This window comes from Erythrobacter sp. NAP1 (assembly GCF_000152865.1).
Taxonomy (GTDB): domain Bacteria; phylum Pseudomonadota; class Alphaproteobacteria; order Sphingomonadales; family Sphingomonadaceae; genus Erythrobacter.
Genome location: NZ_CH672390.1, coordinates 2,672,814 through 2,691,501 on the forward strand (window position 1 = coordinate 2,672,814; position 18,688 = coordinate 2,691,501).

Annotated in this window: 24 protein-coding genes; 13 read left to right on the forward strand and 11 right to left on the reverse strand. The window is 58.1% G+C overall.

What is annotated here, in order from left to right:
- The first annotated feature begins 91 nt into the window (after positions 1-91).
- Together NAP1_RS12750 and NAP1_RS12755 are read left to right on the forward strand one after the other, a co-directional pair.
- The gene (locus NAP1_RS12750) at positions 92-790 is read left to right on the forward strand and encodes a dienelactone hydrolase family protein (RefSeq protein ID WP_040465029.1); all 699 of its coding nucleotides are present in this window, start codon (positions 92-94) and stop codon (positions 788-790) included.
- Positions 787-1,191, forward strand: coding sequence for a nuclear transport factor 2 family protein (locus tag NAP1_RS12755; RefSeq protein WP_007165725.1), 405 nt, complete (start codon positions 787-789; stop codon positions 1,189-1,191). The genes NAP1_RS12750 and NAP1_RS12755 overlap by 4 nt, the downstream gene beginning before the upstream one ends.
- Positions 1,192-1,234: 43 nt before the next feature.
- On the opposite strand, the gene rho is transcribed toward NAP1_RS12755, so the two are convergent.
- The 3 genes from rho to hemE form a co-directional block, all read right to left on the reverse strand.
- Positions 1,235-2,500, reverse strand: coding sequence for a transcription termination factor Rho (rho, locus tag NAP1_RS12760; protein ID WP_007165726.1), 1,266 nt, complete (start codon positions 2,498-2,500; stop codon positions 1,235-1,237).
- A 245-nt stretch (positions 2,501-2,745) separates the two neighbouring features.
- Positions 2,746-3,201, reverse strand: coding sequence for a CopD family protein (locus tag NAP1_RS12765; RefSeq protein ID WP_007165727.1), 456 nt, complete (start codon positions 3,199-3,201; stop codon positions 2,746-2,748).
- A 2-nt stretch (positions 3,202-3,203) separates the two neighbouring features.
- Positions 3,204-4,232 carry a uroporphyrinogen decarboxylase gene (gene hemE / locus NAP1_RS12770; protein ID WP_007165728.1) on the reverse strand — a complete coding sequence of 343 codons (1,029 nt, stop codon included), beginning with the start codon at positions 4,230-4,232 and terminating at the stop codon, positions 3,204-3,206.
- 330 nt (positions 4,233-4,562) lie between these two features.
- Here hemE and NAP1_RS12775 point away from each other — a divergent pair, with 330 nt between their 5' ends.
- From NAP1_RS12775 to NAP1_RS12820, 10 genes are all read left to right on the forward strand, one after another.
- Positions 4,563-5,408 (forward strand): pyruvate, water dikinase regulatory protein, encoded by an 846-nt coding sequence (locus NAP1_RS12775; RefSeq protein WP_007165729.1) that lies wholly within the window; start codon positions 4,563-4,565, stop codon positions 5,406-5,408.
- A complete protein-coding gene (locus tag NAP1_RS12780; RefSeq protein WP_007165730.1) occupies positions 5,405-6,001 on the forward strand; it encodes a nucleoside triphosphate pyrophosphatase in 597 nt (198 codons plus the stop codon). Before NAP1_RS12775 ends, NAP1_RS12780 begins: the two co-directional genes overlap by 4 nt.
- Positions 5,998-6,861, forward strand: coding sequence for a shikimate dehydrogenase (aroE, locus tag NAP1_RS12785; protein ID WP_007165731.1), 864 nt, complete (start codon positions 5,998-6,000; stop codon positions 6,859-6,861). The genes NAP1_RS12780 and aroE overlap by 4 nt, the downstream gene beginning before the upstream one ends.
- The gene (gene coaE, locus NAP1_RS12790) at positions 6,858-7,466 is read left to right on the forward strand and encodes a dephospho-CoA kinase (RefSeq protein WP_007165732.1); all 609 of its coding nucleotides are present in this window, start codon (positions 6,858-6,860) and stop codon (positions 7,464-7,466) included. Before aroE ends, coaE begins: the two co-directional genes overlap by 4 nt.
- Before the next feature lie 52 nt (positions 7,467-7,518).
- Complete coding sequence (gene dnaQ / locus NAP1_RS12795; protein ID WP_007165733.1) at positions 7,519-8,223, forward strand: DNA polymerase III subunit epsilon; 705 nt, start codon at positions 7,519-7,521, stop codon at positions 8,221-8,223.
- Positions 8,224-8,250: 27 nt separating this feature from the next.
- Positions 8,251-8,814 carry a ribosome hibernation-promoting factor, HPF/YfiA family gene (gene hpf / locus NAP1_RS12800; protein ID WP_007165734.1) on the forward strand — a complete coding sequence of 188 codons (564 nt, stop codon included), beginning with the start codon at positions 8,251-8,253 and terminating at the stop codon, positions 8,812-8,814.
- 164 nt (positions 8,815-8,978) lie between these two features.
- Positions 8,979-9,440 carry a PTS sugar transporter subunit IIA gene (locus NAP1_RS12805; RefSeq protein ID WP_007165735.1) on the forward strand — a complete coding sequence of 154 codons (462 nt, stop codon included), beginning with the start codon at positions 8,979-8,981 and terminating at the stop codon, positions 9,438-9,440.
- Entirely contained in the window at positions 9,430-9,897 is a 468-nt protein-coding gene (locus tag NAP1_RS12810; RefSeq protein WP_007165736.1) for a PaaI family thioesterase, read from the forward strand. Before NAP1_RS12805 ends, NAP1_RS12810 begins: the two co-directional genes overlap by 11 nt.
- A gap of 16 nt (positions 9,898-9,913) precedes the next feature.
- Positions 9,914-10,249 (forward strand): DUF1491 family protein, encoded by a 336-nt coding sequence (locus tag NAP1_RS12815; protein WP_007165737.1) that lies wholly within the window; start codon positions 9,914-9,916, stop codon positions 10,247-10,249.
- 317 nt (positions 10,250-10,566) lie between these two features.
- Positions 10,567-11,115, forward strand: coding sequence for a cell wall hydrolase (locus NAP1_RS12820; RefSeq protein WP_007165738.1), 549 nt, complete (start codon positions 10,567-10,569; stop codon positions 11,113-11,115).
- 63 nt (positions 11,116-11,178) lie between these two features.
- Here the strand turns inward: NAP1_RS12820 and xth are convergent, their stop codons facing one another.
- From xth to NAP1_RS12835, 3 genes are read right to left on the reverse strand one after another with little or no spacing between them, the layout of a single operon-like run.
- The gene (gene xth, locus NAP1_RS12825) at positions 11,179-11,985 is read right to left on the reverse strand and encodes an exodeoxyribonuclease III (protein ID WP_040465031.1); all 807 of its coding nucleotides are present in this window, start codon (positions 11,983-11,985) and stop codon (positions 11,179-11,181) included.
- Positions 11,986-12,034: 49 nt separating this feature from the next.
- Positions 12,035-12,364 carry an iron-sulfur cluster insertion protein ErpA gene (gene erpA, locus NAP1_RS12830; RefSeq protein WP_007165740.1) on the reverse strand — a complete coding sequence of 110 codons (330 nt, stop codon included), beginning with the start codon at positions 12,362-12,364 and terminating at the stop codon, positions 12,035-12,037.
- 49 nt (positions 12,365-12,413) lie between these two features.
- Positions 12,414-12,845, reverse strand: coding sequence for a CBS domain-containing protein (locus NAP1_RS12835; RefSeq protein ID WP_007165741.1), 432 nt, complete (start codon positions 12,843-12,845; stop codon positions 12,414-12,416).
- Positions 12,846-12,994: 149 nt separating this feature from the next.
- Between NAP1_RS12835 and NAP1_RS12840 the strand changes: the two genes are divergently transcribed.
- Positions 12,995-13,309, forward strand: coding sequence for a hypothetical protein (locus NAP1_RS12840; protein ID WP_007165742.1), 315 nt, complete (start codon positions 12,995-12,997; stop codon positions 13,307-13,309).
- Here NAP1_RS12840 and NAP1_RS12845 read toward each other — a convergent pair.
- From NAP1_RS12845 to NAP1_RS12865, 5 genes are all read right to left on the reverse strand, one after another.
- Positions 13,306-13,719, reverse strand: a complete 414-nt coding sequence (locus NAP1_RS12845) for a ferredoxin (protein ID WP_007165743.1) — start codon at positions 13,717-13,719, stop codon at positions 13,306-13,308. The genes NAP1_RS12840 and NAP1_RS12845 overlap by 4 nt on opposite strands.
- On the reverse strand, positions 13,716-15,752 hold the full coding sequence (locus NAP1_RS12850) for a S9 family peptidase (RefSeq protein WP_241761219.1): 2,037 nt from the start codon (positions 15,750-15,752) through the stop codon (positions 13,716-13,718). Before NAP1_RS12850 ends, NAP1_RS12845 begins: the two co-directional genes overlap by 4 nt.
- 185 nt (positions 15,753-15,937) lie before the next feature.
- A complete protein-coding gene (locus tag NAP1_RS12855) occupies positions 15,938-16,408 on the reverse strand; it encodes a DUF2497 domain-containing protein (RefSeq protein WP_007165745.1) in 471 nt (156 codons plus the stop codon).
- A 50-nt stretch (positions 16,409-16,458) separates the two neighbouring features.
- A complete protein-coding gene (locus tag NAP1_RS12860) occupies positions 16,459-17,934 on the reverse strand; it encodes a TolC family outer membrane protein (RefSeq protein WP_156777273.1) in 1,476 nt (491 codons plus the stop codon).
- On the reverse strand, positions 17,931-18,530 hold the full coding sequence (locus NAP1_RS12865) for a protein-L-isoaspartate O-methyltransferase (RefSeq protein ID WP_007165747.1): 600 nt from the start codon (positions 18,528-18,530) through the stop codon (positions 17,931-17,933). The genes NAP1_RS12860 and NAP1_RS12865 overlap by 4 nt, the downstream gene beginning before the upstream one ends.
- Positions 18,531-18,688 lie beyond the last annotated feature (158 nt).

An 18,688-nucleotide genomic window follows, 5' to 3' on the forward strand; every position in this document is an offset into this window, starting at 1 on the left:
TCAGCAGATAAATGCGTTTGGCCAGTCCCAACACAGTAGCTAGGCCTTGATCCACGCTGAAAGCATCATGATTCGAGAGGATAACCAAGCCATGTCAGACACAGTTTCGATCTCGACCCTGGACAAAAGCAAAAGCTTCAATGCCTACGTGGCGAGGCCCGAGGGAACACCACGGGCAGCAATCGTCGTCATTCAGGAGATCTTCGGCGTAAACACCGGCATCCGCCAGAAATGCGACAAGCTGGCCAACGAAGGCTATCTCGCGATCGCGCCAGACCTTTTCTGGCGCCTTGCGCCTGGAATCGAGCTAGACTCGGACGTTGAACCTGAATTTCAGGAGGCTCTGGGTCACATGAACAATTTTGACCAGGACGCAGGCATCAAAGACATTCAGGCGACAATCAACCATTTGCGCCAGGCAGAAGCTGTGCCCAAGGTCGGCTGCGTCGGATATTGTCTGGGCGGTCGGCTCGCATTCATGACAGCCGCACGCACGGACGTCGATGCTTCCGTCGGGTATTACGGTGTTGGGATCGATGGATTGCTTAGCGAAAAAGAGGCGATCGCAGAGCCTCTGATGCTCCATATTCCGACCGAGGACGGATTCGTAGATAAGGAAACACAGGCCGCGATGCATGAAGGCCTGGACAACCACCCCAAGGCAACACTGCACGACTATGAAGGTCTCGACCACGGATTTGCGACCGAGATAGGCAAGCGCCGTGACGAGGAAGCCGCAAATCTCGCCGACAGTCGTACGTCCGCGTTCTTCAAAGCACATCTGGCATGAGCAGCGCGGCAAAAGGCCTCGCGAATTGGCACGCGGTCATCGAGGGAGGCAGCACGCGTGACGCCCTTGCCCAAATCATCCGCGAGGATGCTGTCTTCCACTCGCCCGTGGTCCACACACCGCAAGAAGGTCGTGCAATCGTCGTCGCCTATCTCGCGGCCGCTGGCCAGACCCTTGGTAACGACACCTTCCATTATCTGCGCGAAGTCGCTGACGGCGATACCGCCGTTCTGGAGTTTGCGTGTGAGATGGAGGGTATCAAGGTCAACGGGATCGACATGATCACTTTCGACGAGGAAGGTATGATCAAGGATTTCAAGGTAATGGTCAGACCACTCAAGGCCGTGAACAAGGTCTGGGAGATGATGGGACGCCAGCTCGGAAAAGCAAAGGCGGACTGATCCTTTCGGATCGCCCACCCTCGCCTGATCACCGAACCGTAGATTACTGGTTCATCGTATCGAAAAAGTCTTCGTTGGTCTTGGAATCCTTCATCTTGTCGAGGAGGAATTCCATCGCGTCGACGGTGCCCATCTGCATGAGGATACGGCGAAGCACCCACATTTTCGAGAGCTTGTCCTTCTCGACCAGCAGCTCTTCCTTGCGGGTGCCGGATTTACCTACATCGAGCGCCGGGAAGATGCGCTTGTCCGAAACCTTGCGGTCGAGGACGATTTCCGAGTTACCGGTGCCCTTGAACTCTTCGAAGATAACCTCGTCCATTCGGCTACCAGTGTCGATCAGCGCGGTTGCAATGATTGAGAGCGAACCGCCCTCCTCGATATTTCGTGCAGCACCGAAGAAGCGCTTGGGACGCTGAAGTGCGTTCGCATCCACACCGCCGGTCAGCACCTTGCCCGAGCTCGGAACAACGGTGTTGTAAGCGCGGCCCAGACGGGTAATTGAATCGAGCAGGATCACCACGTCATGCTTGTGCTCGACCAGACGCTTGGCCTTTTCGATAACCATTTCAGCAACTTGAACGTGACGATTGGCCGGTTCGTCAAAGGTCGAGGAGATAACCTCGCCCTTCACGCTGCGTTGCATGTCGGTGACTTCCTCAGGCCGCTCGTCGACGAGCAGGACCAAGAGGAAGACTTCAGGGTGATTGTCAGTGATCGCCTTCGCGATATTCTGAAGCAGAACCGTCTTACCGGTGCGCGGGGGCGCAACGATCAGCGCACGCTGTCCCTTGCCCTGCGGCGAGATGATATCGATCACGCGCGCGCTCTTATCCTTTACGGTCGGATCCACGGTGTCGAGATTGAGCTTCTGGTCCGGATAGAGCGGGGTCAGGTTATCGAAGTTGGTGCGCATGCGAACGGCGGCGGGATCTTCGAAGTTGACCTTCGCAAGGCTGGTGAGCGCGAAATAGCGCTCGCCTTCCCTGGGCGCGCGAATCTCACCCTCTACCGTATCACCGGTGCGCAGACCCCATTTGCGGATCTGATTAGGCGAAACGTAAATGTCGTCGGGACCGGCGAGGTAATTTGCTTCGGGCGAGCGCAGGAAGCCAAAGCCATCCTGCAGCACCTCAATAGTGCCGATGCCCATGATTTTTTCTTCGTATTCTTCATCCTCGGCCAGTTCGCGAAGGATGCTGAAGAGCAGGTCCTGCCGGCGCATGGTCGAAGCACCTTCGACGCCGAGCTCCTCAGCCATCGCCACCAGATCGGCCGGTGTGCGTTCTTTCAAGTCTTTGAGATGCATTGGTTTTCTATTCCGTAATGTAGGGGTGGCCGGCGGGTCGAAGCCTCTTTGGACGAGGCCCCCTCAAACCTGAGCTGAGCAAGTTGTTTCATCTCTTGCGTCCAACGGTGAGGGTATGGGCTTGGTGAAAGCAGACCTGGCCGCGCGTTGGATGCGCTGCCTATACCGGTGGTGGGCTCGCACAAAATAAGATTCGTGCAAGGGAAGGTCAATCGTTCAATTGATCAATGCGGCGATCGAAGCTGTTAGAACGGTCTAACGTAAACCAATACAACGATCAGAACGAGAAGCAGGCCTGGAATTTCGCCGATCATGCGCAAACGCTTTTCGGTCAAAGGACGCTCGCCACACGCCATCTTCTTGGTCTGAGCGACCAGCCACCCATGGTAGCCGGAGAGAACAAGCACGAGGGTAATCTTGGCGTGTAGCCAGCCATTTTGACCCAGCGTGCCCGATGCAATGAAAAGGCCGTACATGAGATAAAGCCCGAGCAGCCAGACGACGATCAGGCTCGGCGTCAGAATCACTCTGCGCAGCAATCCCATGCGATGCGCCCACTTCGCCTCGTCAGCCGAACCAGGCTCTGTGTCCAGGATGTAGATGCATTGACGCGGCAACATGAAAAGCCCGGCAAGCCAGAACACCATGAAGATGACGTGTCCTGCCTTCACCCATGGGTAAATCGTCGGAAAGATATCCATGTTTACGCCCCTTCCCCGCCGCGAACGGCTGCGAGCAGCTGCTCGACATGTTCGATCGGCGTAAATTGCCCAATGCCATGCCCAAGGTTGAAGACATGCGGGCGATCTTCGAAGGCTTCAAGGATCGTGCGAGCCCTCACAGCCAACGCCGGTCCGCCTGCCTCGATCAGCAGCGGATCGAAGTTACCCTGAACCGGCATGCCGTCCGGCAACACCTCATGAGCCCAAACCGGATCAAGCGTTTCGTCCAAGCCGATTGCATCAACGCCTGTTTCGCGCGCGTAACCGGGCAGTTTCGCGCCAGCGCCTTTCGGAAAACCAATGACAGGGGTTTCAGGATGCGATCGCTTGATCGCCGCCGTGATCTTCGCATTGGGAGCGACAACCCACCGTTCGAACTCATCAGGGGCTAGGCTTCCCGCCCAGCTGTCGAACAATTGAACGGCCTCGGCACCGGCATCAATCTGACCGCGCAGATATTCGACCGACACCTCGGCGATGCGATCACAGATGTCCTGCATCAGACCCGGATCGCGATATGCGAGCAAGCGCGCTGGGCCCTGATCCTTGGAGCCTTCGCCTGCAATCATGTATGTTGCGACCGTCCAGGGCGACCCCGCAAAGCCCAGCATCGTGACAGTATCGGCAATCTGCGCGCGAGTTTGGCGCACCGTTTCATATACAGGCTCAAAGCGCTCGAATTGCGGCTCGAACGAACCCATCGTCGTTTCGAGCAAGGTGGGGCTAAGTTTTGGACCCTCTCCTGCGAGAAACTCCAGTCCCTGTCCCATTGCATGCGGCACGATCAGGATATCGGAAAACAGGATTGCGCCGTCGAACCCGAACCGCCTGATTGGCTGAACCGTAATCTCGGCCGCAGCCTCGCTGTCATAGACCAGCTCAAGAAACCCCCCCTTCTCGGCACGAAGTTCGCGATATTCAGGGAGATAGCGACCGGCCTGACGCATGAGCCAGACAGGAGCGATCTTCTGGCGGTTACCCTTAAGGGTTTCGAGCAAAGGTCCAGGCATGCGTCTCTCTAATCAAATAAAATGTAATTATAAAAGGGATGAAGGAGTCTGTTGGCCCTGTGGATACTGGGAATTACCAGGCCCTGCCTGATTTCTCCCGCGCTGAGAAGCATCTTGTGCGTTTCGCGACTCTGCAGTCAGATTGAGTCAAGCGCGAACTATCCCCACTGTTCGCAGGCTGTCGACATCGTCTATCCCGTGTCGAGAAGTCGCCCTGCGAAATTTCGAATTGTGGGCACATTTTCCTCTCCCATGCTTGTCGACACTTCTCTCCCTTAGTTTATGCCACCCACTTTCCACAGGTCGCAATCGCGGCTAGCGAATCATCCGATGAACCGCCTGAACCTGCACCTTGTATCGGATTCAACCGGTGAGACGCTGGAGATGATCGCGAAGGCGGCGCTTGCGCAATTCGACGATCCGCAGGTGAGCCGCCATTTCTGGCCGATGGTGCGTTCACGCCAGCATCTCGACCGGATCGTGCCTGATCTCGCCGTCAATCCGGGTCTGGTGCTTTTTACGCTCGTCAATCCCGAGACTCGCGCGCGATTGGAAGAGCATTGCCGGCATCTTGGCCTTCCGGCTGTCCCGGTTCTCGATCAAGTGACTGCTGCGCTTGAGGCGCAATTGGGTCAGGAGGCACACGGCCGGCCTGGGCGTCAGCACATGATGGACGCTGACTATTTCAAGCGCGTCGAGGCGATCCAGTACACGATAGCTCACGATGACGGGGTCGGGCATGAGGATTGGGAGGATGCCGATATCGTCCTTGCTGGGGTGTCGCGCAGCTCGAAGACTCCCACCAGCATCTATCTGGCTAATCGTGGCTATAAGGTCGCGAACATTCCGATGGTGGTGGAAAGCCCGCCTCCCAAGACGCTCTTTGGGCTGAGGCATCCGCTTGTCGTTGGCCTCACCACCGCGCCCGAACGTCTCGTCCAGATCCGCCGCAATCGCCTGCTGTCGCTAAATGAGGGAACTGAGACCTCTTATGTCGATGGTGAGAAGGTCAAAACAGAGCTCCAGTTTGCGCGGCGAATGTTCGCGGACAACGGCTGGCCGGTGATCGACGTGACGCGACGCTCGATTGAAGAGAGCGCGGCTGCGATCATCCGGCTCGTACAAGAGCGTGAGCGAAAGGACCGGCAGGTCGACGGGGTTGCGAAGCCAATATGAATTCGCCTGAACTGATCCTCGCATCGAAATCCGCGTCGCGCCGCTCGATGCTCGATGCAGCAAGGGTACAGTATCGCGCCCTGCCCGCTGAATTGGATGAACGCGCCATTGAAGCGGGCCTTCAGGATGCAACACCGCCAGAGATCGCCGAAGCCTTGAGCGTTGCCAAGGCCGCTGCACTGACTGCGGAACACCCAGACGCGCTAGTGCTTGGAAGCGACTCCCTTGTTGTGGTCGATGGCAAACGCTTCGATAAGCCAACCTCGCGCGAAAACGCCGCAGAGCATCTTCGCTTTTTCTCCGGCAAGACGCTCGAACTGCACAGTGCGGCAGCACTTGTGCGCGGCGATACATGCGAATGGAGCCATGCAGATTGTGCACGGCTATCTGTGCGCATTCTTTCCGATGAATTCATCGAGCACTACCTGGCGCAGGAATGGCCTGAAGTGGGATATACAGTCGGCTGTTTCCGGATCGAGGCAATGGGCGTTCAACTGTTCGGATCGATAGAAGGCGATCAATTCACCGTCCTCGGAATGCCATTGCTGGCGGTTCTCGAGGCACTGCGCGACCAAGGCGTGTTGCTGTCGTGACAAGCCTACCTCCCCTGGCGCAGGTCATTGGAGATCCGATTGCGCAGTCCAAATCGCCGATTATCCATCGCTTCTGGTTGGAGAAGCTCGGCCTTTCTGGCGATTACACAGCGGCGCATGTCAGCGCAGAACATCTCGCCGATTATCTCGGCACATCTCGCACGAAATCCGGCTGGGTCGGCTGCAACGTCACTATGCCGCATAAACAAGACATAATTCCCCTCCTCGATGCTCTGGATCCAACTGCCGCCAAACTCGGGGCAGTGAACACGGTCGTTCGGAGCGACGATGGGTTGCTCACCGGGTATAACACCGATGCTGGCGGCTTTCTCGAACCGCTTCGCCAAGAACTCGCGAACAACCACCTGTTTCGCATGGCAAGGATCTTGGGCACCGGAGGTGCAGCGCGGGCGATTATTGCCGCTCTTGCCGACCAGGGCTTCACCCTCGTAGTGGCCGGGCGCGATCCGGCGAAAGCGCGGGCATTACTCGATAAGCTCGCACCAGAAGGCGAGCATCACGCTATCCACTTGTCGCACTTTGCAGATACGACCGACTTTGCTTTTGACGATCGCGAAGGATGTATGGACCTGATCGTAAACGCATCGCCTCTCGGAATGACAGGCAATGAGCCTCTCGCCTTCGATCTCAGTCATGCTCCTCCGCGCTCGATTGTCTATGACATCGTGACAAGCCCGGTCGAAACGGCGCTCTTGACAGAGGCCAAGGCCGCCGGGTTTCGCACGATTGGCGGCCTGGCGATGCTCATCGGTCAGGCAGCAATCGCATTTGAGAAGTTCTACGGTACCCCTCCGCCACGCGCTCACGACGCCGAGCTCATGAAGCGGCTCTCGCAATGAGACGACCGGTAATCATTGGACTCACCGGCTCGATCGGCATGGGAAAATCGACTGTCGCCGCGATGTTCGAGGAGGCAGGCGTGCCGGTTTTCGACGCCGATGCTGCGGTTCGTGCCATGCAAGGCCCAGATGGGGAGCTTCTACCCGCAATCGAGGCGGCATTTCCCGGCTCAACCGGCCCTAAAGGCGTCAATCGCGAGGCGCTCGGAAAGCTTGTCTTCGGTGACAAGGACAAACTTGCAGAACTCGAGGCGATTGTTCACCCGGCAGTCGGGCGCAAACGCGCGACTTTCCTTGAAGAGAATGCACAAGCGCCTCTCGTTCTTTTTGACATACCCCTCCTGTTCGAAGGCGGCGGCAACAAGGCCGTCGATGTGGTCGTTGTCGTATCGGCGCCTGCGGAAGTGCAGCGCGAACGAGTGCTCGCAAGGCCTGGCATGACCATCGAGAAGTTCGAGCATATCCTCGGACTTCAGACCCCTGATGCCGATAAGCGAGCCGGGGCCGATTATGTGATCGACACGGGCGCCACGCTTGAGGAAACCAAATCTCAAGTGCACGCGCTCATCAAGCAATTGCACAGCGAAGCTGGCGCGGCTGATTGAGCCGCACCCTCCCCTCTTGCCATGCCGCCCGCTTGGGTGAATAACGCTTCAAATGCGTGAAGTGATTTTCGACACCGAAACGACCGGCCTCGATCCGAAAACCGGGGACCGAATGGTAGAAATCGGATGTGTCGAAATGGTCGGACGGGTCGAAACCGGGCGGTCCTACCACGCTTACTACAATCCGGAACGTGATATGCCATCTGCCGCAGAAGCGGTTCATGGGCTTTCGATCTCGTTCCTCGAAACCAAGCCCAGGTTTTCCGAAACCGCTGACGAGCTGCTGGAGTTTCTCGGCGATGCACCCCTAGTGGCGCACAATGCCGGGTTCGACTTCGGCTTCCTGAATGCAGAACTAGAACGCATCGGGCGCGAATCGATCGCGATGGACCGGATGGTCGACACCGTAGCTATCGCTCGCAAGAAGCATCCTGGCGCGAAGCTATCGCTGGATGCGCTTTGCACGCGCTACGGGATCGACCGCAGCCACCGCGTAAAGCACGGCGCACTGCTTGACGCCGAATTGCTCGCGCAGGTCTATGTCGAACTAACAGGCGGCCGACAAATCGGCCTCGAATTGGCCGCGGACACCGTCGAAGACCCACACGCTGCTGCAGAGAAGGTGGTCGAAACCGTCATCGGCAGGCGGTCGGACCAACCGTTTCGCGAACCCAGGCCGCATGCGGCGAGCGAGAATGAACTGGCCAGGCATCGCGAATTTGTCGAGGGGATCAAGGACGCGATCTGGGCTCGATAGGACTATCCAATAGGAGGAGTGGTGACGATGGATATCCGGATTTCAGGACATCAGGTTGAAACCGGCGCAGCGCTCCAGGAGCATGCCTCGGACCGGCTGGGGGGTATCGTCGACAAGTATTTCGACCGAGCGCTTTCTTCGCATGTGACCTTCGGAAAGGCACCTGCCGGAGCATTTTCCTGCGATATCGTCACGCACGTGACGCAGGGCATGATCCTCAAATCGCAGGCCAGCGCGCACGATGCTCACCATGCGCTCGACGAAGCGGCGGCCAAGATTGAGAAACAACTGCGTCGCTACAAAAGGCGGCTCAAGGATCGCCACGAACGCGCTCTGCAGGTGCGGGCAGAAGAAGAAGCTGCCTACACGATATTTGCCGCAGACGAAGCCGAAGAAGAGGCGCCCGCAGATGCGCCGCCCGTTATTGCGGAAACCAGCGTTGATATCCCGGAATCGAGCGTCGCCGATGCAGTCATGATGCTGGATTTGCGCGATACTCCGGCTCTCTTCTTCAAAAATGCTGGAACTGGTAGACATAATATGGTTTATCGCCGCGCAGATGGCTCGATCGGATGGGTTGAGCCGCGTTAGGACCTCGATAACGTGAAACCGAATAGGTAATCACGAGGATTGAGAGGGAGGTCCAACCCATTGAACTTGGCAGAACGGCCGCGTCATGTGCGGTCTCGCGCCATGTTTGGAGAATGATGAGCTTTGGTCCCACGGATTGAAGTGACCGGGATTTCGTGAACACAATGGACGTGAACATCAAATTCGAGCCTGAGGCTATTGGCTTCGCTCGCCTTACAACCAGTCAGCAGGTGCTGGACCAGCTCTCGCAGCTCTACATGAAGGCTTACGGCCTAGAGTCTGCGGATATTCTTGATGGTCTCGAACAGCGTGAATCGCTTGGCAGCACAGGTTTTGGCCGAGGCGTCGCTATCCCGCATTGCCGCAGTGCGTCGGTCAATCGTCCGACAATGGCGATCCTGAAGCTGGAGCAGCCGGTCGATTTCAAGGCGGCAGATGCTGTTCCAGTGAACCTCGCGTTCGGCCTCGTTTCTCCTGAGAACGCTGGTGCAACCCACTTACACGCGCTTGCTGCGATTTCGCGCATGGTGCGCGACGAAACGATGCTCAGCGCGCTGACGGAAGCGCCTGATCCCGATGCCCTGTTTGGCTTATTGACCAATCAGCTTCTGCGCGATGCCGCCTGACGCAGGCCAGATGGAAGACGGCGCGAGCCAGCATTACCGCGCGCTTGAGCGACTCTATGCGTCGGCTCCGATCAATGATAAGTTTGCCTCTCGCCTCGAGATTTCGGGTGAAGGGCTCTCGCGGCTGACATTCTCGATCACAGAAGATGTCTACCACGCAGCAGGCGCTGCGCACGGGACAATCTATTTCAAGATGCTCGACGATGCCGCGTTCTATGCGGCGAACACGCTTGCTACCGATCGATTTCTCCTCACCACCAGCTTCAACCTTCATTTTACCAAGCCGGTGAGAGTGGGCGAGGTGATTGCAGAAGGTCGCTGGGTCAGCGGCAAGCGCCGGGTGTTCGTTGCCGAAAGTCGCCTGATCGACCAAGAAGGCGATGAGATCGGTCGCGGGACCGGCACTTTCATGCGCTCACGTATCGCGCTGTCGAGCCTCGACGGCTATTCGGCTTGAGGCGTGCGACCCCACAATGAGTGAAAGACTGCCCACTCACCTCGAAGTGGCGGGGCTGATCCGTCTCGTCGAATCGCAGGGTGGCAGCGCCATGGTGCTAGCCAAGGGGGAGCGAGACGCAGGGACTGTCCTTATAGTAACCATGCATCGCGGGCAGGATGCCACGCTTTTCGAAAGAATGCCGCAACTCGACGGCACTCGGCCATTTATTTCAACCAAAGCACAAGATCCTGAAAAACCGATGGAATTTTCAGAGTATCTCGACCGCCGAAAAAGCCAGGACCCCGACATCTGGATTATTGAGGTGGATATCGACGGTGGAGAACGGTTCGTCGAACTTCTCCCTCGTTAACTTGACTTAGTTTCAGTTGTGACTATTTGGCCGCGAGCTTCCAGACGCGCAGGCCTTTTCGAGCGATAATTCGATCGCTTGTCTTGGCACGCAGACGGGGGGCAGCCGGCAGGCACAACCAGGACCTACCTCTCAAGACGAAAAATCGTCATGGTCCTCACCTGCGTCGGAGCTTGCTCACCGCATAAAAAGTACAACCGATGGGTCATAAGACGTACTCGTTGAGTGCGGTCGCAGTAGCAGCGGCTGCCAGTTTGAGTTTCTCCAGCGCAGATAGCGCTGTCGCATCCGCCCAAGATGCACCTGCAGTGTCCCAGATGGACGTTGCACAGCCGGTCCAAGAGACCGTCGAGATCGTGCCCCAGCAGCCGGTCTTCGTTTCCGAAGAAGTCGTGCAGCCGCTCGAAGACGCGAGCGCCGACGAAATTGCTGATTCAGAACTTCAGGCCTCTACGCTCCGTGAGCTCGTTGGCAAGGTCACCACGCCTGACAAGCTTTCCGAGCAAATGCACTGCCTTGCTGGTGCCGTCTATTTCGAATCGCGCGGTGAGCCGCTTGATGGCCAGCTGGCCGTCGCGCAAGTCGTGATCAACCGCTCCGAAGATCGCCGATGGCCGGCGAGTTATTGCGGTGTTGTCTACCAGCGAGCCCAGTTCTCTTTCGTTCGCGGTGGCCGCATGCCGCAGATCAACAAGTCTTCCAATGCTTGGAAGCGTGCAAAAGCCGTCGCGAAGATCGCACATGAAGGCCTGTGGGAATCGAAAGCGTCCGACGCGGTCTACTTCCACGCCAATTACGTTCGCCCAGGCTGGAGCCGTCGCAAGACTCGGCTCGCCCAGATCGATACGCACATCTTCTATCGCTGAGCCCTGGTTCGCACTGAAAACAGGAGACCCCGCCCTAACCGGCGGGGTTTTTTGTGCGTCAGATCAGAAGTTCAGTTTTGCCCAGGTCGGCGCATGATCGCTCGCCTTTTCGCGCCCGCGATGCTCTCGATCGACGCCTACGCTCACCAGTCGATCGGCAAGTTCGGGTGACAAAAGAATGTGGTCGATCCGAAAGCCATGATCGCGTTGCCATGCACCGGCCTGGTAATCCCAGTAAGTCCACACCCCCCCACGCGGATTGTGGGTGCGCAGAGCATCGGTCCATCCGTCGGCAAGGAGACGTGCGTACGCAGCGCGCGATTCCGGCTGCATGAGGGCATCCGAGGCCATCGCTTTCACCGAGAATACATCGTCATCTTCGGGAATGACGTTGAAATCGCCAAGGACTGCGGCAGGCACCTCGCTTTCCCAGATTTGCGCCATTCGGCCGCGGAGCTTTTCCATCCAGGCGAGCTTGTAGTCGAACTTCGGACCAGGCTGCGGATTGCCGTTGGGCAGATAAATGCAGACAATCCGGCAGGTTGAACTTTCGCGCGTAACGTCGACTTCGAGATAACGCGCCTGCTCACCCTCACCTTCCTTGGGCCCATCGATGCCGAGCCCGCGCTGGACTTCCTTGGCCGAGTAACCCGCCTTGGTATCCGCGAGGATCGCAACGCCGTTAAAGGCTTTCTGGCCATGCCAGATCGCCTGATAGCCAAGTTCCTCGAATTCGGAGGCGGGGAAGTCCTTGTCCTGGCTTTTCACTTCCTGAAGGCAAGCGACTGCGGGCCGCGTTTCCTCGAGCCATTCCTTGAGCCGCGGCAGGCGCGCCTTGATACCGTTGATGTTGTAGGTCGCGATTTTCATGGCGCTATCCATGACGGATAGTGGCGAGCGCGTCTATCGCTTGGTGAGACTAGATCCCGAAGCTCGAGCCGCAGCCACAACCGGCAGCAGCATTGGGATTTTCGACGCGGAAAGCGGCACCGCCCAGCGATTCGACAAAATCGACGACGCTGCCGTCGACGAGGTCGAGGCTGACCGGATCGACAACCAGCTTCACGCCGTCGGTTTCGCTCACCGCATCATCGCTGTCGGCACCATCGGCGAGGTCGAACTTGTACTGAAAGCCAGAACAGCCCCCTCCCTCTACCGACAGGCGAAGGATTGCTGGCTTGGTCTGCTTTTCGGCAATCCAGGCAACGCGCTTGGCCGCGGCAGGGGTCAGTGTGAGTGTTTGGCTCATTAGTGCGATTTAGGGGCGTCAGATTGAATCACAAGTCTGTGCGGTGCTGTTAGGCGTGCTGAATATAGTCGCGCAGCGCCGCAGCCTCATGCTCGACCTCGTCAATCTTGTGTTTCACCAGATCACCGATTGAGATGAACGCGACAAGTTTGTCGTTGTCGACCACAGGGAAGTGACGGAAGCGCCGCTTCGTCATCAGCGCGAGCGCGTCATCGATCAATGTCGTGGGCTCAACCGTGACGGCGGGCGATGTCATGATGTCGCCAACGGTCATGTCGAGCGCATCATGGCCGCTTTCGGCGAGGCGATAGACAACGTCGCGCTCCGAAATGATCCCAGCGATTTTGCCGTCCCGCATGACGGGTAGGGCACCGATCCGCTTGCCGGCCAGCAGACTCACTGCCTCGGCAACAGGTGTTGTGACTTCGCAGGAGATGATGTCGGTTGCGTCCCGGTCCCCTATAATTTTGGAGATAGTCATTGGGGTGCTCCTCTCTACCTCAACGAAAATGCCACCAATGCAGCCAAAAGGCGAGTCTGGCGTGGATTTAGCCCGCATTGCCTCCACTTTGCCGCTCGGTCCGTAGCTTTCGCATTGCAATGTAACGACGCGAGCCGCATGTGACACCGATGGTCAAGAAATCCCCCCTCGACGACCCCGAGAACGCCGCCCACGCATGGGCGCGCTATCGCAGCATCATGAAAGTGCTGCTCGGCGTGACGATTGCGACGGTTTTGCTCGCGATTGGGATTCTCTACGCATTCAACGGCATGGTGTCGGTTCACTTCTACATCGCGGTCGCGTTGGGGATCAGCTTCACCATGCTGCTCGGCGGAGGCTTGATGGGTCTCGTGTTTCTGTCAAACGGAACCGGCCACGACGAATCGGTCGACAATCGGTTGCCGGGCAAAGATGAGTTCTGGTCCCCGAAGGACAACGACTAGGACGCCCCCGGAGCCTTCAGTCGGAATTCTTCGACAGGTTGCCCGCCAATGAGATGCTCATCGACAATCCGGTCAAGCACTTCTGGACGGCAAGAATGATACCAGACGCCATCAGGCCATACGACCGCGATCGGTCCGTGCGAGCAGATCTGAAGGCAATCAGCCTTCGTCCTTTGAATGCCACCGGGCCCCTTTGGGTGCCCCTGTGTCCTCTTAGGCCCCACCAGACCACGGTTCTTGAGCGTGTCTTTGAGGTGCTGCCAAGCGACTTCACCCTCTTCTCGTGAGCAGCATTTTTGCTTTTCCGAAAGCGCACACAGGAAGATCTGTCGCTCAATCCGGTTCTCGTCGTTCGAACCGTATTTCTTGGCCAGCGCCGTTTCGGCTGCAAGCCGGTCAATCTCACTCATTCGGTATCATCTTCTTTGTTCAGCCAGCGATTGAGCCAGGCAAACACCGTCTCATGCCACTGTAGCGAGTTTCTCGCGCCTAGGACCCAGTGGTTCTCGTCGGGAAATACGAGCAATTGCGAAGGAATTCCGCGCTCTTGCAAGGCGGTGAAGCTTTGAATTCCCTGAGTGTATGGAACGCGGAAATCCAGCTCGCCCGTGATGACAAGCATGGGCGTCTGCCAGTTGTCTACGTGATTGACGGGGTTCCAGCGTTCATAAGTCTCGCGCGCTTCGCTGTAGGAGCCGCCGAAATCCCAGCGCGGGAACCACAATTCCTCGGTCGAATAGTAGAAGCTGCGCAAGTCGAACAGCCCATCGTGCTGGACAAGGCAATCGAAACGCTCAGGCCAGCGCCCGGCGATCCAGTTGACCATGTATCCGCCGTAACTTGCTCCCATCGCGCAGGCGCGTGAGCCGTCAATCTGGGGATCTAGCTCAAGCGCAGCGGCCAGACCTTTCTGGAGGTCTTCCAGCGGCTTGCCGCCCCAATCGCGGTTGATCGAGTCCATGAATTCCTGCCCGTATCCGGCCGACCCATGGAAATCGACCGAGATCACAGCGTAGCCTTGGCTCGCGACCACACGGGGATTCCAGCGTGATGACCAGCCGTCGCTGAAAGAGCCTTGCGGGCCGCCATGAATGTAAAGGATCGCAGGGATCGGACCTTCCTGTTCCTCCAGCCTTGTGATCTGGCCCCGGACTGTATCTCCGTTGGCGCCTGTGAAACTGAAGCGGGTGGTCACGGTCGAGGCGAACTCTCCCATCCGCGTCGTGACCGCATCAGTCAGTGGGCGCGCTTCGCTGCTCCCTACTGCAAGGTAAAGCTCATTGGGCACACCGATCGAATCGCGCGTGAAGAGCATCCTATCGCCCGGCAATGGTCTCAAACTGCCGATATGAGCTTCGTTTCCGGCGATAAGGTTGAGCTCGGTAACCTCGCCGCTCATGGGATTGATACGAAATGCCGGCGTATCCAAGACGTCCGCAGCGGTAGCCAGCAGGTATGACCCGTCTGCGCTCCAGCTGAGGCTGCCGAATGACAGGTCAGTGTTCTGTGTAAGAGCGCGGGTCTCCCCTGATTGAAGATCGCGAAGGTGCACCACCATGCGGTCTGATTCGTAACCGGGGCGCGCCATGGCGAGATAAGCGAGCGTTGACCCATCGGGCGACGGTGCAGGTGAGGAATCATGCGCGGGATTGGCTGATGTCAGCTCGACCGGTGCACTTCCCGACAGGTCAGACCAGTAAATGTCGAGATCGGTGGAGGTCGGCTCCTCTGCGCCCGCTCGGCGAGCGACGAAATAGACGCCCGACCCATCCGGTGCCCAGGCAATATCTCCGCTGCCGCCAAATGGCTTCGTCGGAGTATTGCCAACCAGTGCGTTGTCGGCGCTGCCGCCGTCCAATGGCGTGCCGTCGCCGGTAACTTTGCCGTTCTCCAAGCTGAATACGAAAACACGGTTGAAGTGGCCCGGCCGCGTCCAGGTATCCCAGTGGCGATAGAAACCATTATTTCCATCGTAGAGCCGACCGCTGCCTGTCGCTCCTTCATTACTTTCGCATTCAAGTTGCTCGCAATCGCGATCTATCTCGGCCCAGAGCGCAATCGCATCGCCTGTCGGGGCAAGCTTGAAGCCGCCAATGTCCGTACCCTCGATATCAGCGACAGGCATGGGGCCTGTGACATTGCCGTTTGCCTCAAGCGCAACTCTCCACACGCGAACGCGATCCTCAGCCTCTTCGTCCGTGTTGTCTGCGCTCAGAAAATAAAGAAAATCATCGGGACCAAATGTTAGACCATAACCCGAGATCCCGAGATCGAAAGAGATTGGCTCGCTTCCCGGCTGAGTTAGATCAATAATGAAATGGCGCGGCGTTCGCTTGAGAGTGTCAGGGTCGGTGATCGTAACCGAATAGACAGCGTATCGACCGTCGCTCGTCGCAGTGGGACCGCCTAACCGCGGCATCGTCACAAGATCGCGAGCGGACATGGGCGTCTTGCTGACGCCTTCGATAGCTTTGTGAGAAACCGACTCGCCATGATCCTCTGCAAGCAGAGGGGCTGAGCCAAACGATGCCAGAGCCGTGAAGGCGGCTCCTGTCAGAAGCTTCCATCCCATAAAGGGGAGTTAACGTGCCTCGCTCAGATATTCCAGCGAAAGTCCCGTGTGAGGAATCAGCTACGCTTGCCAGCGATCCGCGCGATCTCGGCCTGGACCATCTTCTCGACCATTCCCGGCAGGTTCTGATCCAGCCATTCGGCTAGCATCGGTCGAAGCAACTCGCGCGTCAGTCCCTCCAGCGAGGTTTCGCCCGATCGAACAATCTGCGGCTTGGCGGGTGGCTCTGACAGCATCGCAAGCGCCGCAAGGTTTTCCTGCATGGCGCCGCGAACGGCCTCGGTGATGAGCGGTTCGCTTGCATCCTCGCCTTCGACCTCGACAACCTCGTCAAGTTCCATCTCCGCGAGGTCGAGCACTTCTTCCTCGGGCTCGGATTCTTCGCGCGCTTCTTCGGTCTTTGGCGTAGCGCGTGCCCGCGTCTTGAATGCGGCTTCGCGGCTGTCGCGATCCATCACTTTCTTGATCGATTCGAGAATTTCTTCAACCGATGCCCCGGTATCCGAAGCGCCACCATCATTCGCCACGACAAATCCTTCGCAAACGCGCGTTAACCATTCGAATCACTACTTTAGTGTCATTCGTCCGGATTGAGAACGGGGCCAATGAATGCGTCCGCTGCCTCTATGTCAACGGTTCTCGTCGAATTCGGCGCGGGTTCGGGATCACGATCCCAGTCCCAGAAACGTCCGCGAACACGTTCGTAGTTCACTTCAGGATCGTAGAGCGGGCCGCCAGTGTCGAGATTCAGATCGCGCGCCTCGGCTTTGCCCATGGCAGCAAGAAGCGTGAATCCGGCAACGTATGCGTTGCGCCGAGCAGTCACGAGCTGGGCGCGTGCCGAGAGCAATTCCTGCTCGGCGTTGAGGACATCGATGATCGTCCGATTGCCGATCGAGTTTTCAGCGCGCACGCCTTCAAGGCTTACCTCGGCTGCTTCTACCGCTGCGCGCGAGCTTTCGATGACTGCGTTCGACGCCTCCCAACTCGCATAGGCGGCACGGGTCTGCTGGATGATGCTGCGCTCGGTTGCGATCAATTGCTCAAGCGCTGCGCTTTCGCGCGCACCTGCCTGGCGCTGACGCGCGGCTGGGAGACCGCCCTGGAAGATCGGGATGGTCACGCGCACACCCGCATTGGCTGTCGTTTCCCGCTGAAGAAAGTTTGCCGAAACAGGACCGCCCAAGGTGCCGAAGAAATCGCTGTAGTCGTAATTCGCGAAGAACCCGACGGTCGGAAGGCGACCGGCACCGGCAACCTCGGTGTCGTACCCTGCCGCCTCGGCGTTTTCTTTCGCTGCGATAAGGTCAGGATTGTTCTCAAGCGCGGTGACTACTGCATCTCCCACATTACCGGGTAGTCCAGGTAGCGGGGGAGGGGCTTCAAGTCCCATCGGAGCGCGTCCGACGAGCTGGATGTAGGTTTCGCGCGCGGTCACGAGGTTTGCGTAAGCGGTCCGCAGGTCGCCTTGTGCAACAGCGAGGCGGGACTGCGCCTGCGCTACATCCGTTCGGGTGAGGTCGCCGATCTCGAACCGGTCACTCGTCGACTGAAAGGTGACTTCAAGAACCTCGACCTGGTTCGCAGCAAGCTGGGCTAGCGCCTCGGTGCGAAGGACGTCCATGTATGCAGCGACAGTCTGGCTGAAAACCGAGCTTTCGGTCCCGCGCAGATCCGCCTGACCCGCAGCCACGCGTTCCCTTGCCGCCTTGATCCCGTTTCTGATCGAGCCGCCCGAATAGATTGGGACCTGCAACTGGGTGTTAACGCCGAGGTTGCGCTCCGGCGCGGTGAACGAGTTGCCCGACTGGCGCAGGAACTCGATATGGGTAGCGGTAACATTGACGCTGGGCAGACCAGGCCCGCGAGCAATCGGCACGCCTTCATCGGTCGCGCGCTGGTTCGCCCGCGCGGCTTCGAGAGTCGGGTTCGTATTGTAGACCGCGACGAGCGCATCGCGCAGCGTCTCGGCCTGCGCCGGGACTGCCGTTCCCGCCAGTGTCAGAGCGCCGATCCCGGCAGCAGTGGTCAACAGGCGGGAAGTGTGCGTCACGAAAAGGTCCAACTCTTGGGTCTGTTGAATGCGGAAAGAACAGGAATGCCGAGATCTTCCACCACGGAAAGCGACACCTGGCCTGCAACCTTGCGGCCCGACGCGAGGCGGGTCACCTTGCGCAGCACAAGGCCGGAGACGATCAGGCCGTTTTCTTCGACCACATCAGCGATCGCGTCCGGCAACGCTTCGATGGCGCCATCGACAAGGATCAGCGTGAAGGTGCCTTCGGGAAGCTTGCCTTCAGCGGCGTCCTTTGCGGAAACGGTTTCGAGATCGGTCACCAATGGACGGATAAGATCGGTGAGATATTCTGTGCCACCTTCAACGACCAGAACGCGATCGGAGGGCTTGGGTGCTGCCTCAAGCAGCAGCTTGCCGTAGAAGAGCGGCGACGCGAGGTGACCTTCATCGAGCGCGATAGAACGATCGATATAGGCAATCGCGGCCTTGTCCTGCGGAAGATATTCCTCGCGAGCAACGCTCTGCATGCGGGCAAGGACGAATTCCTCATTCACGCCACTGGTGCGAAGCTGGCTGTCGATCATCGCTTTGCGAGCAGCAAAGGTATCGTGCGAGATGGTCTGGTTGCTCATAACTACTCCGTTGAGCTGTATTAGTACCGCAATACAGTTCGTCAACCCTTCCTAGCCATCGGCGCTCGGACTTCCAAGATACTTGCGCCAAAATTGTGACAACGAATTAAGGCGCTCCAATTGGTCAGCTTCTCTTTGACCTCATGCACTGGGGCGGC